At 64.0% G+C, this 13185-nt stretch carries 16 protein-coding genes; 4 read left to right on the top strand and 12 right to left on the bottom strand.

Annotation, left to right across the window (positions count from 1 at the left end; translation table 11 throughout):
* Nucleotides 1-45: 45 nt before the first annotated feature.
* Together RT662_RS07345 and RT662_RS07340 are read right to left on the bottom strand one after the other, a co-directional pair.
* Nucleotides 46-807, bottom strand: a complete 762-nt coding sequence (locus RT662_RS07345; RefSeq protein WP_313670058.1) for an SDR family oxidoreductase — start codon at nucleotides 805-807, stop codon at nucleotides 46-48.
* A gap of 45 nt (nucleotides 808-852) precedes the next feature.
* On the bottom strand, nucleotides 853-1059 hold the full coding sequence (locus RT662_RS07340; RefSeq protein WP_313670078.1) for a hypothetical protein: 207 nt from the start codon (nucleotides 1057-1059) through the stop codon (nucleotides 853-855).
* On the opposite strand from RT662_RS07340, the gene RT662_RS07335 reads away from it, so the two are divergent.
* Both RT662_RS07335 and RT662_RS07330 read left to right on the top strand, forming a co-directional pair.
* Nucleotides 1021-1731, top strand: a complete 711-nt coding sequence (locus RT662_RS07335) for an SDR family oxidoreductase (RefSeq protein WP_313670076.1) — start codon at nucleotides 1021-1023, stop codon at nucleotides 1729-1731. The genes RT662_RS07340 and RT662_RS07335 overlap by 39 nt on opposite strands.
* Nucleotides 1728-3419: an FAD-dependent oxidoreductase gene (locus RT662_RS07330; protein WP_313670057.1), complete on the top strand. Its 1692-nt coding sequence runs from the start codon at nucleotides 1728-1730 to the stop codon at nucleotides 3417-3419. The genes RT662_RS07335 and RT662_RS07330 overlap by 4 nt, the downstream gene beginning before the upstream one ends.
* Before the next feature lie 7 nt (nucleotides 3420-3426).
* Here RT662_RS07330 and RT662_RS07325 read toward each other — a convergent pair whose 3' ends face one another.
* Nucleotides 3427-4053, bottom strand: a complete 627-nt coding sequence (locus RT662_RS07325; protein ID WP_313670056.1) for a nuclear transport factor 2 family protein — start codon at nucleotides 4051-4053, stop codon at nucleotides 3427-3429.
* Between the two features lie 201 nt (nucleotides 4054-4254).
* Between RT662_RS07325 and RT662_RS07320 the strand changes: the two genes are divergently transcribed.
* A complete protein-coding gene (locus tag RT662_RS07320; RefSeq protein WP_313670055.1) occupies nucleotides 4255-4992 on the top strand; it encodes an SDR family NAD(P)-dependent oxidoreductase in 738 nt (245 codons plus the stop codon).
* On the opposite strand, the gene RT662_RS07315 is transcribed toward RT662_RS07320, so the two are convergent.
* From RT662_RS07315 to RT662_RS07275, 9 genes are read right to left on the bottom strand one after another with little or no spacing between them, the layout of a single operon-like run.
* The gene (locus RT662_RS07315) at nucleotides 4989-5450 is read right to left on the bottom strand and encodes a nuclear transport factor 2 family protein (protein ID WP_313670054.1); all 462 of its coding nucleotides are present in this window, start codon (nucleotides 5448-5450) and stop codon (nucleotides 4989-4991) included. The genes RT662_RS07320 and RT662_RS07315 overlap by 4 nt on opposite strands.
* The gene (locus RT662_RS07310) at nucleotides 5443-6912 is read right to left on the bottom strand and encodes an FAD-dependent oxidoreductase (protein WP_313670053.1); all 1470 of its coding nucleotides are present in this window, start codon (nucleotides 6910-6912) and stop codon (nucleotides 5443-5445) included. Before RT662_RS07310 ends, RT662_RS07315 begins: the two co-directional genes overlap by 8 nt.
* On the bottom strand, nucleotides 6909-7946 hold the full coding sequence (dmpG, locus tag RT662_RS07305; protein WP_313670052.1) for a 4-hydroxy-2-oxovalerate aldolase: 1038 nt from the start codon (nucleotides 7944-7946) through the stop codon (nucleotides 6909-6911). Before dmpG ends, RT662_RS07310 begins: the two co-directional genes overlap by 4 nt.
* Nucleotides 7943-8869: an acetaldehyde dehydrogenase (acetylating) gene (locus RT662_RS07300; RefSeq protein WP_313670051.1), complete on the bottom strand. Its 927-nt coding sequence runs from the start codon at nucleotides 8867-8869 to the stop codon at nucleotides 7943-7945. Before RT662_RS07300 ends, dmpG begins: the two co-directional genes overlap by 4 nt.
* An 11-nt stretch (nucleotides 8870-8880) precedes the next feature.
* Entirely contained in the window at nucleotides 8881-9615 is a 735-nt protein-coding gene (locus RT662_RS07295; RefSeq protein ID WP_313670050.1) for a fumarylacetoacetate hydrolase family protein, read from the bottom strand.
* Between the two features lie 47 nt (nucleotides 9616-9662).
* Nucleotides 9663-10157 (bottom strand): flavin reductase family protein, encoded by a 495-nt coding sequence (locus RT662_RS07290; RefSeq protein ID WP_313670049.1) that lies wholly within the window; start codon nucleotides 10155-10157, stop codon nucleotides 9663-9665.
* Nucleotides 10150-10968, bottom strand: a complete 819-nt coding sequence (locus tag RT662_RS07285; RefSeq protein ID WP_313670048.1) for an alpha/beta hydrolase — start codon at nucleotides 10966-10968, stop codon at nucleotides 10150-10152. Before RT662_RS07285 ends, RT662_RS07290 begins: the two co-directional genes overlap by 8 nt.
* A 13-nt stretch (nucleotides 10969-10981) precedes the next feature.
* Complete coding sequence (locus tag RT662_RS07280) at nucleotides 10982-12193, bottom strand: acyl-CoA dehydrogenase family protein (protein WP_313670047.1); 1212 nt, start codon at nucleotides 12191-12193, stop codon at nucleotides 10982-10984.
* Between the two features lie 29 nt (nucleotides 12194-12222).
* Complete coding sequence (locus RT662_RS07275) at nucleotides 12223-12417, bottom strand: hypothetical protein (protein ID WP_313670046.1); 195 nt, start codon at nucleotides 12415-12417, stop codon at nucleotides 12223-12225.
* Here RT662_RS07275 and RT662_RS07270 point away from each other — a divergent pair, their 5' ends adjacent.
* Nucleotides 12418-13185 (top strand): SDR family oxidoreductase, encoded by a 768-nt coding sequence (locus RT662_RS07270; protein ID WP_313670045.1) that lies wholly within the window; start codon nucleotides 12418-12420, stop codon nucleotides 13183-13185.

Below are 13185 nucleotides of genomic sequence, written 5' to 3'. Positions count from 1 at the left end.
TATCGAGGGTCTAGCGGCGATTATGCGCAACCGTCGCTGGCCCGCCTAATCGAAATTGGCCTGGCCACCGTCGAGGGGCACGGTTGCGCCTGTCAGATAGGCCATGGCCGGATCGCACAGCGCCACAACGGCCGCACCAATATCCTGCTCGAGATGGCCCACTCGGCCAAGCGGGATAGTCTTGAAAAATTCAGCCGCTTCGGCTGGATGGTTGGCAATCCACCATTTGAGGCCGGGCGACTCGGCGTGGGGCGCGATGGTCAGCACGCGGATTCCGTCCCGCCCCCATTCGGCGGCAGCGGCCCGCGTCAGGGCGCGCGTCGCCTGCTTGACCGCGCCGTAAGCGCCATACCCCGACATATCCCACCGGATGCCCGCCGACGAAGCGAGATTGAACATCACACCGCCGCCACGGGCGGCCATGATCGGCTGAGCAAGGCGCATGAGCCTGAAACTGGCCAGTGGTCCAGATGTAAAGCCGGCGATGAACTGATCATCGTTCACTTCCAACAAACGCCCGAGCGGGGCCTGCTGCGCATTGTTGACCAGAATGTCTACCCCGCCGAATCGCGCCACGGTGGCGGCGACCAACCCGGCCAGCGCCGTTGCATCGTTCACATCGACAACTTGCGTGGCACAGGTGCCGCCCCGCGCTTCGATTACCGCTGCCGTCTTTTCCAGCTTGGCAAGGGTCCGCCCGCACAGCATCACAGCGGCACCCGCACTGGCCATGGCCAGTGCAATCCCCTGCCCCACGCCCTGGCCCGCGCCAGTGATCAGGACAATCTTGCCCGTCAAATCGGTCATTGCCACGCCTCAATCTTCGATTCACGTAATTTTTTCCGCGTTTAGTTACGCATTATGTTGACATCCTGCCATAGGCAGCCAAGGATTGCGATAAATAATGCGGGCCCAATCGAGATTTTCAGCGCCAAAGGAGTAGCCATGGCAAACAAGGCACAGGCCGGCGACCTTTCCGGAAGGGTTGCCCTGATAACCGGCGGCACAGACGGCATTGGCTTGGCTACCGCCTTGTTGCTGGCCCGGCGCGGCGCCCATGTTGCGGTGTGCGGGCGCAATCCCGACCGGTTAGCGAGCGCTGGCGCCGCGCTTGCTGCAGCAGGGAGCAGCGAGACCATGGCACTTGACGTCGGCGATGCCCCCGCGCTGGAGGCCTGGATCAACGATGTCGCGGCGCGCCATGGCCGGCTCGACATGATGGTGAACAACGCCATGTCAGTTCATTACGCCCCGATCACCCGGCTGACGCTCGACCATTGGCGCAAGGATTTCCTGGTCAATGCCGATGCCGTGTTCGTCGGCACCCGTGCCGCCCTCAAGATCATGCTCAAGGCCGGTCAGGGCAGCATCGTCAACGTCGCCTCGACCTGCGGGATCAAGGCCGCACCGATGATGTCGAGCTATTCGGCATCGAAAGCCGCACTCATCCAGTTTTCAGCCGTTGCCGCCATGGAGGCGGCACCGTGCGGCGTGCGCGTCAATGCCGTTGTTCCTGGCCAGGTACAGACCACCGGCAACGAGGATTTCGCCGCCCGGGCGCCGGACGTTGCCCGCCGCACGGCCGAGGCCATCCCGATGCAGCGCGGCGGCCAGCCCGACGAAATTGCAGAAGTGATCGCCTTCCTGCTGTCGGACGCTGCAAGTTATGTCACCGGCGTGGCGCTGCCCGTTGACGGCGGCAAGGCCGCCCAGCTGTACCTGCCGTCATGAGCCAAACCTGGGATGAGAGTGTCGACGTGCTGGTTGTCGGCTCTGGCGCCGGCGGCATGATGGCGGCGCTGGTGGCAAGCCATGCTGGTGCCGATGCGCTGGTCATCGAAAAGACCGAACAATGGGGCGGCACGTCGGCCACCTCCGGCGCAGGCATCTGGATCCCGGCCAGCGACCAGGCCCGGGCCGCCGGTTTCGAGGACAGCGCCGAGGCGGCCTTTCGCTATGTGCGCGCCCTGTCGGCGGACAATGTGCCCGATGCCAATATCCGGGCCTTCGTCGAGAATGCAGCGCCCATGCTGCGCTGGCTCACCGCCAACACCGACATCAACTACCAGGCCTTTCCCTATCCTGATTACCATGCCGAAAATCCCGGTGGCAGCCCGACGGGTTACCGCACGCACATGCCGCTGCCCATGGACGGCCGTCAGCTGGGCCGCGATGTCGAAACGTTGCGCTTTGCCTCACCGGCCGCCAGCCTGTTCGGCTATCTCAACTGGCATTTCGATGAGACCTATATCCTGCTCTTTCGCGCACCACGGTGGTGGCTGCACCTTGCCAAGTCTCTTGCCCGCTACTGGCTGGACGTGCCGTTCCGCCTGAAATCGCGCAAGGATCGCCGACTGACGCTGGGCAATGCCCTTGCCGGCGGCCTGCGGCTGGCGCTGAACCGACGCGGCGTGCCGCTTTGGCTGAACAGCCCGATGCGCGAACTGGTGCGCGAGAATGGCCGCCTTGTCGGCGCCGTGATCGAACACGATGGCAAGCGGCTGCGGGTCGAGGCGCGCAAGGGGGTCGTGCTGGCCGCCGGCGGCTTCGACAAGAACCAGGCCATGCGCGATGCGCACAGCCCGCTTTATGACAAGGCGCTGCTGTCGGGTGGGGTCGAGGGCAATACTGGCGATTCAATTCGCTCGGGCACTGCCGTCGGCGCAGCCACCATGAATCTGCAATCGGCCTGGGCCGCACCGGTGTTCCATGTGCCAGGCGAGGATCGCGGTCGGCTCTGCACCATCGAACGGGCCTTGCCCGGCTGCCTTATGGTCAACCAACGCGGCGAGCGCTATCTCAACGAGGCCGCATCCTACCATATCGTCGGGCAGCAGATGGCCCGCCGCCAGCGCGATCATGGCGATGCCAGTCCCAGCTGGTTCATCTTCGACAATCGCTATCGCCACCGCTATCCGGTCGGGCCGCTCTACCCGCTGCTGCCCAAGTGGCTGCACCGCAAGGCCGTGCGCGACATGGTGCACAGTGCGCCCACCGTCGCTGCGCTGGCGCAGCGGATCGGTGTCCCGGCAAAAGCGCTGGAGGCCAGCATCGCCCGCTTCAACACCGGCGCCGCCAAAGGCGAGGACCCGGATTTCCAGCGGGGCCAGGCCGCCTATGACAAGCTATATGGCGATGCCCGCATCGCACCCAATCCATGCCTGGCACCGCTGGACAGCGGCCCCTTCCATGCCATGCCAATCTACCCTGGCGACATCGGCACCAACGGCGGCCTGGTCACCGACGGCGAGGCACGTGTGCTCGACGAGCAGGGCGTGGTGATCCCGGGCCTTTATGCCGTTGGCAACAATGCCGCATCGGCCATGGGTGAAAGTTATCCCGGCGCCGGGGTCACCATCGGCCCAGCGCTGACATTTGCCTATTTGGCCGCCCGCAACATGACCGGCGCCAACGGCTGACGTCGGATCAATCGGCCCTGACCTTGACCCTCGGCGCGGCCTGGCCACGCCGCATCGCGTTCAGAAACCCCCCGAGCGGGGCCGGTTCGGCGACCGGGCCACCATGGTCGCCACCTCGGGCCCAGAACTCGGCATAGCTTGGGAACAGCTTGTGAAAGTTGCCTTCCGTCCAATCGGTGCCGGGCCAGCGCATCTTGTTGTCGCCGATAGGCGGCTTGTTGAGATCGGTGGCATACCAGTAGAGCGGCAATCGGCGGGCGAAATACCAGCGCCCGCCCTGGCGGACATAGTCATCGGCATACATCATCTGCATGATCACCCATTCATCGCCGGTCTCATGCTCATTCTTGGAATAGACGACGCCGTGGGCGTGATCTGTGTCGTCAAACTCAATGACATGGCCGCCAATATGATGCGACGTGCCGGTGAACGGAGACCGCAGCGTGGCATCCATATAGGCCCTGAGCGCCAGCCGTCCGCTGCCGGCCTTGCCCACCTTCACATCCTGGGGAAACAGCGTCGCCATCGCATCCATGTCCCGCATGTCGAGCGCCAGCGCATATTTGGCCGGCAGTTGGCGGATGGCATCAAGGGATTCCAGTCGGTCGATGCGGGCAGCAAGCGTATCGGTCATGTTCACTCCTCCGGGCTGGCCCTCAGGCGATTGCGGCCGCAGGGCCAAGTGCAGACACCGGACCACAGTGCGCATCAACGGGTCTTATAAATTACGTTATCAGGTTATCATTTGCACTCAATAGGCGTTACGCGTAATCGTGACATGTATGCTTTACGCATCAAGGCCCCGCGCCAACAGGATCAATAACAGGAGAGGGCCATGCGCTTTGCCGGCAAGCGGGTGCTGATCACAGGGGCCGGGGGTGGCATTGGCCGCGCCACGGCACAGCTGCTTGCCGCCGAAGGTGCCGAATTGGTGCTTGCTGACATCAACACAACGGGCTTGGCGGACACCGCTACCCTGCTGCCCGAGCCCGTCACGACCCGCCAGCATGATGCAGGCAGCATCACCTCGTGCGAAACCCTGATCGCGTCGCTTGATGGCCGGCTCGATGTGCTGCTCAACATTGCCGGCATTTTGAAATGGGGCCCAACCGCCGATTTCAGTGCGGAGGATTTTGCCGCTGTCATGGCCGTGAACGCTACCGGAACCTATGCCTTGTGCCGGGCGGCGCTGCCGTTGCTGGTTGCCAGCCGCGGCTGCATCGTCAACACCGCCTCCACCGCCGCCTTGCAGGGCATTGCCTATACGGTAGCCTATGCCGCCTCGAAACATGCGGTCGCCGCCATCACCAAGAGCCTGGCCATTGAATATGCCGCTGCCGGGGTGCGGATCAATGCGGTCTGCCCAGGCCATGTCGATACCGCCATGGGACGCCAGGCTCCGCCGGCCGGCGTGGCCGACTGGGCGCTGGTGATGCGCAACGCGCCCAAGCTGCCCGACGGGACGTTACCGCCTGCCGATGTGGCCGAAGCCATCGCCTATCTGGCCAGCCCGGCCGCCGCACGGATGACCGGCAGTCTGCTGGTCATCGATGGCGGCCAGCTGGCCGGCTAAACCCCAGCAAACAGGGCGCGCGCCGCTTCGCTGCCGTCCAGCAACCGGTTGTCACGACGCACCACTTCCCAACCGGTCTTGCTGCGGCGCAACTGCCAGCGATTGGCAGCGATGCGGGCCACCGCCACGCCTCCGGGGCGCTGCTCGAACAACACGCTGTGGCCAACGGCCGTGGCGCCATCGCCATCCAGCGTGATCGCGACCGGGCCGAGCAGATGGGCACAGCCTGTCACCATCAGTGCCTGGTGAACGGGCCCCGTGATGAAACCCGCGATGGCGGCCCGACCGACCGCTTCATGCATGCCACCCACGGCATAGCGGCCATCTTCCGCCCACAAGCCGGCAACCGAATCGGCCGCACCGGCATCGGCCAGCGGGCCATAGCGGGCGATGATCGTGCGGATCGCCTCCAGATCCTCCAGCCGTTGCAGCCGGGCCGCCAGCGTGGCTTCAGCCATGGCCCGTCATATGGCGCGCGGCCGCAGCCCCAGCCTGGCGGCCAAAGAAGGTGCAGTCCGCAAGGCTGAGCCCCGAGGCATAGCCATGGCCCCAGGCCGGAAGGCCTGATGTGCAGCGACCGGCCGCATACAGCCCGCGCACCGGCGCGCCGCCCCGGTCAAGCACGACGCCATCCGTATTGGTTGCCAGCCCACCCAGCGTGAAAAAGCTGAAGTAACTGGTCTGGAAATTCAGCTCCAGGGCAACGAACGGCCCCTGGTCCAGCGGGACCAGCATGGGCGGGCGCTTGTCGAACAGCGGGTCGCGCCCTTCAGCGGCGTGGCGATTGTACACAGCCATGGTCGCGCTCAGCGTGCCCGTGGCCATGCCTAGTTCAGCCTCAACCTCCTCCCAGCTGTCACCGGTGCCAGCGATGCTCATCCGGGCAAAATCCGGCGGCTGCTGGAAACGGGCATTGTCCAGCAGCAGATAGACCCGCCCGCCGGGCTGATCGACGGCCGCGCGGCTCACCCGGCCGTGGTAGCAATCCTCGTTGATGAAGCGCTGGCCGGCCACATTGACGAACACGCCCTGGGCATGGCTTTCCGGGATGGTCCACGGACAGGTGGTGAAAAACTGCTCCATGTGAATGGCGTCACCGCCGGCGCCCATGCCCATCAATATGCCGGCACCATCGTCCTTGTCGCCAATGGGATCATTGATCCGGAACGTGTCGGGGCAATAGCGGCGGCGCATATCCTCGTTCATGACAAAGCCGCCGCTCGCCAGCACCACGCCACCCATGGCGCGCACATGGAACAATTGATTGTCCATGCGCACCACCAGGCCCACGATGGCCACTCCATCGGCCACCAGCGACACGACGCGGGCATTGCAGCGGACGTCCACGCCGACGGCACGCACACGCGCGTCCAGCCGGTCCATCAACGTGCGCCCACCGCCCCAGCCCATGTGCTGCACGACGTGGCCGCGCGGGGCTGGACGGGCCTGGTCCACATAGGGCGCAGCCGCCTCGCTGCCCGACCAGATGAGGGTGGAATCGTCGGTGGGTTCAATATGCTTGCCCGGCAGATAATTGCCGCGATAGGGCACGCCCTGCGCCTGCAGCCAAGCGAAATGCGCCACGGCCTCGCGGGCATAGAGGTCACACTTGGCGACATCGACACAAGGGCCGCCAGCCGCTTTCAGATAAGCGGCGAAATCGGCGACATCATCGTCAAAGCCCGCCGCCTTCTGCACCGGCGAGCCGCCGCCGACATAGATTTCTCCGCCCGACAGGCCAGAGGCACCACCACTTCCGGCATTGCGTTCGAACAACATGACAGCTGCGCCGTTTTCGCGCGCGGCCAGCGCTGCACAAGCACCCGCCGCACCAAAGCCCACGACTGCGACATCGCAAACCAGGTCCCAATGCGGGACGTCGGCCAGCGGAAGCGGCCTGTGCAGCGAGGCGCCGGTCATGCCACCCCTTTCGCCTTCACCATGTCGAGCGCGACATCAACGATCATGTCTTCCTGTCCGCCCACCATCTTGCGCCGTCCCAGTTCGACCAGGATGGCCCGCGTATCCAGATTGAAATCAGCAGCCGCCTTCTCGGCATGGCGCAGGAAACTGGAATAGACCCCGGCATAACCCAGACTGAGGGTTTCCCGGTCAACCCGCACCGGACGGTCCTGCAACGGGCGCACCAGGTCCTCGGCGGCATCCATCAGCTTCATGACATCACAGCCATGGTTCCAACCCTTGCGGTCAACGGCAGCAATGAACACTTCCAGCGGCGCATTGCCGGCCCCTGCCCCCATGCCAGCCAGGCTGGCATCGATGCGCACCGCGCCATATTGCGCGGCGACGATCGAGTTGGCCACGCCAAGACCCAGATTGTGGTGCGCGTGCATGCCGCGCTCGGTGTCAGGCTTCAGCACACGGTCATAAGCTTCGAGCCGTTCACGAACGCCATCCATGTCAAGCGCGCCGCCGCTGTCGGTCACATAGACACACTGGGCACCATAGCTTTCCATCAGCGCAGCCTGTGCGGCTAGCGCTTGGGCCGGGACCATGTGGCTCATCATCAGGAAGCCAGCGACGTCCATGCCAAGGTCGCGGGCGATGCCGATGTGCTGTTTCGACACGTCGGCTTCCGTGCAGTGCGTGGCCACCCGCACCGACCGCACGCCAAGCGCATGGGCACGGCGCAGTTCGTCCACGGTTCCAACGCCAGGCAAGATCAGCGTGGTCAGCACCGATCGCTCCAGCACCTCGGCCACCGCCTCCAGCCACTCCCAATCGGTGTGGGCACCAAAGCCGTAGTTGAAACTGGCTCCTGACAGCCCATCACCATGGGCCACCTCGATGGCGCTGACGCCCGCTTCGTCAAGCGCACGCGCGATGGCACGCACATGATCGAGGCCGTACATGTGGCGAATGGCATGCATGCCATCGCGCAGCGTCACATCCTGGATGTAGAGCTTGTCGCCCCGTTCGACATCAAAGCTCATGCCGCCATCCTTAGCGCGATCAGTTCGCCGGTAGCCTTGGCCGCAGCCGTCATGATGTCGAGATTGCCGGAATAACTCGGCAGATAATCGCCGGCGCCCTCGACCTCGAGGAGGATCATCGTCTTGATACCTGTGAACTCGCCCATACCAGGGATCTTCAACCGGTTGTTGTCGCCAAAGCGCTCAAACTGCACCTGCTGCTTCAGCCGGTATCCGGGCACATAGGCCTGCACCCGTGCCACCATCGCTTCGACCGAGGCCCGGATCACATCCTCGTCTGCGCCTTCCGACAAGGTGAAGACCGTATCGCGCATGATCATCGGCGGTTCGGCCGGGTTGAGGATGATGATCGCCTTGCCGCGCGTAGCCCCGCCCACGGCCTCGATGGCCCGGGCCGTGGTGCGGGTGAATTCATCGATGTTGGCGCGCGTGCCCGGCCCGGCCGACCTTGATGACACCGACGCGACAATCTCGGCAAAATGCACCTTCGCGACCTGGCTCACCGCCGCAACCATCGGGATCGTCGCCTGGCCCCCACAGGTGACCATGTTCACATTGGGCGCATCGAGATGGGCGTCCATGTTGACCGGCGGTACGGTGAATGGACCAATCGCCGCCGGGGTGAGATCCACCACGCGGATCCCATCGGCCCTGAGCGCTGCATCATGCAGCTTGTGGGCATAAGCACTGGTCGCATCAAACGCGATGCGGATGTCTCTGTAGCAATCAAGGCGCTTCAGCCCCTCGATTCCTTCATGCGTGGTGGCGATGCCGCGCGCGCGCGCCATTGCAAGCCCCTCGCTTTGGGGATCGATGCCCACCACGGCCGCCAGTTCCATGTTCTGCGGATACTTCAGCATCTTCATCATCAGATCGGTGCCGATATTGCCCGATCCGATGATCGCGGCCTTGACGCGTGCCATGTTGCCGTTCCTCAAACGAAGCGGACGGTGCAACCGCCCACGCCTTGCAGTTCCATGATGAATTCGTCACCAGCAGCGGCCGGTGCCAATGGTACCAGCGAGCCCGACAGGATGATATCGCCCGCATCAAGCGTCACACCGTAGTGACCAAGCGTGTTGGCCAGCCAGGCCACGGCCTGCGCCGGATGGCCCTGCACCGCCGAACCCAAGCCTTCCGACAGCGGCTGGCCATTCTTGGTGACTGTTACCTTCAACGCGGCCAGGTCACATGCGGCCGGATCGGCTCGCGCTTCGCCCAGGACAAACACGCCGCAGCTGGCATTGTCCGCCACAGTATCAACGATTGCGATCTTCCAGTCGGTTATGCGGCTATCAACGATTTCGAAACAGGGCGCGATTGCGGCCGTGGCGGCGATCACCTGTTCAGCGGTAACGCCCGGACCGCGCAGCGGTTGGGCAAGGATGAAGGCGATCTCGGCTTCCGCACGCGGCTGGATCAGGCCCTTGGCGGCGATGTTGATGACCTCACCCGCCTGCATCGCATCGGTGAGGAAGCCGAAATCAGGTTGATGGACGCCCAGCATGTCCTGCACCGCCTTGCTGGTCACACCAATCTTCTTGCCCACCACCCGTTCGCCATCCGCGAGGCGGCGAGCAAGAAAGTCAAGGCTGATGGCATAGGCGTCATCGATTGTAAGGGATGGATCACGTGCGACCAGCGGCGGCAGTGTCCGGCCTTCACGCAAGGCCCGGTACAACTGTTCCCCGTGGCTGGCGGCAAGGGACGCGCGGCTCACAGATAACCCCCATCCTGGTAAATCAGCGGCGCGACAGCATCGCTCACCTGCGCCCGGATCACCCGGGCAATAACGATGCTGTGGGTGCCGTAGGCCAGCATCGCGTCAATCACGCATTCAAGATTGGCCTGCGCGTCCGCAAGCGCTGGCAGCCCGTTTTCCGCGTCCTGCCAGTCGCCGACCCGGAAACGCTCCGAGCGCGGTTTGCCGCCACCAAAGGCCATCGAAATCTCCTGATGGTGGCAGGCCAGCAGATTGACCGAGAGCGGTGCTGTGGGCTCCAGCAGGGCGTGAAGGCTGGTCATGCGGTTAACGCAGACCAGCACCGCAGGTGGATCAACCGTCAGGGACGTGATCGATGTCGCCGCCATGCCAACCGGCCCGTCGTTGCCTTTGGCAACGACAATTGCCACCGATGCCGCCAACCGCCGCATCGCCGCCTTGAACAAGTCCGGCAGGTCGTCGGGCACGAGAGGATAGCCTTCAGCCATTCAGGAAACCGAGGGCGTGGGTATTGAATTCGGCGGTCCGCTCAACTTGCACCCAATGGCCCGTGCGCGTGAAGGTCATCGCGCGCGCATCAGGGCAATGGTCCAGGAAGAGCCGGGCATGGCTTTCCGGGCAAAACTCATCATTGAGCCCCCACATCACCAGCACGGGGCAAGTGATTTCGGTCAGCCTCAACCCCAGGTTTGGGGTGCGCATCCGCACGAGCACATCCTTGGGCTGGGTGCGGGCAACAGCAAAGCGCTCTTCCACCAGCCAATCGGGGATCTGGGCCACAAAATCAGGATGAACCAGATTGCTCACCAGCCGTCGCTGCTCGTCGAGATTGAAATCCGGCCCGCCAAAGTTGGAGACCATCTTGGCGATGCCTGGCATTGTGAAATAGCTGGCCTGTTCCGCCACGCAGCCCGGCGCCATAAGCACCAGCCGATCGGTGCCCGCCGGATTGTCGAGCGTTAGCTGCAGCGCGATCCCGCCTCCCAGCGAGTTGCCGACAAAAGAAGCCTTGCCGATCCCGTGCAGGTCCAGCGCCTCGCGCACCGTGTCGGTGAACAACTGCAGGGTGTAATCAATGCCCTCGGGCTTTGACGATGCGCCATAACCGATAAGATCGGGCAGGATCACCCGCCAGCCAGCCGCGACAAAGGCTTCGATGTTCTGGCGGAAGTTGGACGCCCCCGACGCGCCGGGGCCACTGCCGTGCAGGAACACCACCGGCGGGCCATCACCCACATCCTGGACATGGATCTCGTGGCCGCCCGCAACCAGATGGGTGCGCGAACGCAATTCGACCATTGCAGCCTCCATTTCAGAGGAAGTTGAAGGCCGGCGGCTCACCCAACATGGTGCCGACCACATCGCCAGTGCGATTGGCCGGATCGTTGGCGACATGGGCCCTGGCCGCGTTCAGATCCAGCCAAGGCTGAATGATGTCGCTGCTCGTGTAAATGGCGCGCCCACCCAGAAGCTGCATGACATCGTCGACCAGGTCGACGATGCGGCGCACGACCATCGAGGATTGATAGGTGTACATGGCCCGCTTCTGCATCGGGATCGGTTCCCCGCGCTCGGCGATGGCCATCAGGTCATCAAACGACAGACGCTGCGTGGTTTCCATCTCTTCCACTTGTGCGATGGCCTTGGCCAAGGCTGCGTGGAGAATTGGGTCAGCCTTGGAGGCCTTGCCGGTATTGGTCGACACGCGTGACTGCATGATCGCCATGGCCGCGTTGATCGCGGCACGCGCGCCGCCAAAGGCTGCTGTGGACACCGAACGCACAAACACCTGGGCCCAGGGCAAACGGTAGAGCGGGCCATCATTCTCCGCCTGGCCTGGGTTCTGGCACAAGAAGCCATCGACAGCCCGGTGGGTGCGATAATCGGGCACGAACACGTCATCAACGATGATGTCATGACTGCCCGTTCCCTGGAGACCAAACACGTGCCAGGCATCGCGGTTGATGGTGTAATCGCTGCGCGGCAACAGGAAGGTACGCATGTCGGGTGGCCCACCCGGCGTCTCGGGCGGCACCATCGCGCCCAGCAAGACCCAGCCGCAGTGCACAGAACCGGTCGAGAAGCCCCAGTGCCCCGAGAGGCGGAACCCGCCTTCGACACGGGTCACCTTTCCCACCGGCTGGTAGGTTGACGACACCAGCATGCCAGTATTGCCACCCCACACCTCGGCCTGGGCATGGTCGTGGAAGAGGGCCAGTTCATAGGGATGGCAACCCACGACGCCATACATCCAGCCGGTCGACATGCAGCCTTCCGCCAGCGCCTTCTGCACCTCGAAGAACACGTTGGGGTGCATTTCATACCCTCCCCAGCGGCGTGGCTGCAGAATACGGAAGAACCCGGCTTCCTGCATCTCGGCAATGGTCTCGGCCGGAACGTCTCGCGCTGCAATGCAGGCACGCGCCCGCGCCTTGAGGGCCGGTATCATTGCCCGGGCTCGCGCGACAAGCTGCGCGGCCGACGGAATGCCGGCATCCACATCATGAGCAAAGGCCGTCGCCATCGTCCGTCTCCTCCCGAAGGCAGATCGACTCACGCGATCATGCCGTTTGTTCGTAAAAAAATATGCCTCACTCTACGCAAATCGTCAATTGAATAGCGCATCGCTATCGGATACTGTTCATTCAACGCCCAAAGAGCGCCTGATTCAGCAGTCGCCCTGATTGCCGCATCAATCAGCGGGGCAATGGCCGTCGCATCGTCGGCGGCCGCACGAAGGGGAGGCATGTGGGGGTTTCTGGGCACTATGGTCTGGACGGCAAGGTCGCACTGGTAACAGGCGGCACCCGCGGGCTTGGCCGCCTCATCGCTCAGGCGCTGGCCGCCCAGGGCTGCCATGTGGCCGTATGTTCGCGCACCGCGGCGGCCGGGCCCCTGCCCGGCATTGACGCCCATGTCCTCGACATCCGCGACGTGGACCAGGCGCAGGCACTCGTGGCAGCGGTCGTGGCGCACCATGGCGGCATCGATATTCTCATCAACAACGCCGGTGGATCCCCGGGCGTGCCAGCAAAGAGCACGAGCCCAAGGCTGGTCGATGCCCTCTTGAAACTCAACTTGGCGGCACCGTTCACCTTGGCCCAGGCTGCGTACCCGCACATGGTGAAACGCGGCGGCGGCAGCATCGTCAATATCGCCAGCGTCTCGGGGGCACGACCGTCACCGGGGACAGCCATTTACGGCGCGGCCAAGGCTGGCCTCATGAACCTGACACAGAGCCTGGCCCAGGAATGGGGCCGCGATGGCATTCGGGTGAATGCCATCGTTGCCGGTTTGATGGCCACGGAAACCGCCGAACACACCTATGGCGATGCCGAGGCGCAAGCAGCCGTCGGCCGTTCGATGCCGCTTGGGCGCATGGGCACGGGCGATGACCTGGCTGGTGCCGTTTGCTGGTTGTGCAGTGATGATGCCGGCTGGGTGAGCGGCGCGCGCCTGCAAGTCGATGGCGGCGGCGAACGTCCCTATTTCCTCGAACTGGTGAAAGGAAGCTAA

The sequence above is a fragment of the Sandarakinorhabdus sp. genome (assembly GCF_032115815.1).
Classification (GTDB): Bacteria; Pseudomonadota; Alphaproteobacteria; order Sphingomonadales; family Sphingomonadaceae; genus Sandarakinorhabdus.
This window is presented reverse-complemented; position numbering and strand designations above follow the sequence as displayed.

Coding starts and splice junctions, on each gene's coding strand:
- RT662_RS07340 (WP_313670078.1), bottom strand. CDS start 1,059: ATGGGCGCCGCGCCGGGCCAGCAACAAGGCGGTAGCCAAGCCAATGCC.
- RT662_RS07300 (WP_313670051.1), bottom strand. CDS start 8,869: ATGGCACGCGTCAAGGCCGCGATCATCGGATCGGGCAATATCGGCACC.
- RT662_RS07320 (WP_313670055.1), top strand. CDS start 4,255: ATGCGCTTTGCCGGCAAGCGGGTGCTGATCACAGGGGCCGGGGGTGGC.
- RT662_RS07275 (WP_313670046.1), bottom strand. CDS start 12,417: ATGCCTCCCCTTCGTGCGGCCGCCGACGATGCGACGGCCATTGCCCCG.
- RT662_RS07285 (WP_313670048.1), bottom strand. CDS start 10,968: ATGGTCGAATTGCGTTCGCGCACCCATCTGGTTGCGGGCGGCCACGAG.
- RT662_RS07345 (WP_313670058.1), bottom strand. CDS start 807: ATGACCGATTTGACGGGCAAGATTGTCCTGATCACTGGCGCGGGCCAG.
- RT662_RS07315 (WP_313670054.1), bottom strand. CDS start 5,450: ATGGCTGAAGCCACGCTGGCGGCCCGGCTGCAACGGCTGGAGGATCTG.
- dmpG (WP_313670052.1), bottom strand. CDS start 7,946: ATGAGCTTTGATGTCGAACGGGGCGACAAGCTCTACATCCAGGATGTG.
- RT662_RS07290 (WP_313670049.1), bottom strand. CDS start 10,157: ATGGCTGAAGGCTATCCTCTCGTGCCCGACGACCTGCCGGACTTGTTC.
- RT662_RS07310 (WP_313670053.1), bottom strand. CDS start 6,912: ATGACCGGCGCCTCGCTGCACAGGCCGCTTCCGCTGGCCGACGTCCCG.
- RT662_RS07280 (WP_313670047.1), bottom strand. CDS start 12,193: ATGGCGACGGCCTTTGCTCATGATGTGGATGCCGGCATTCCGTCGGCC.
- RT662_RS07330 (WP_313670057.1), top strand. CDS start 1,728: ATGAGCCAAACCTGGGATGAGAGTGTCGACGTGCTGGTTGTCGGCTCT.
- RT662_RS07325 (WP_313670056.1), bottom strand. CDS start 4,053: ATGACCGATACGCTTGCTGCCCGCATCGACCGACTGGAATCCCTTGAT.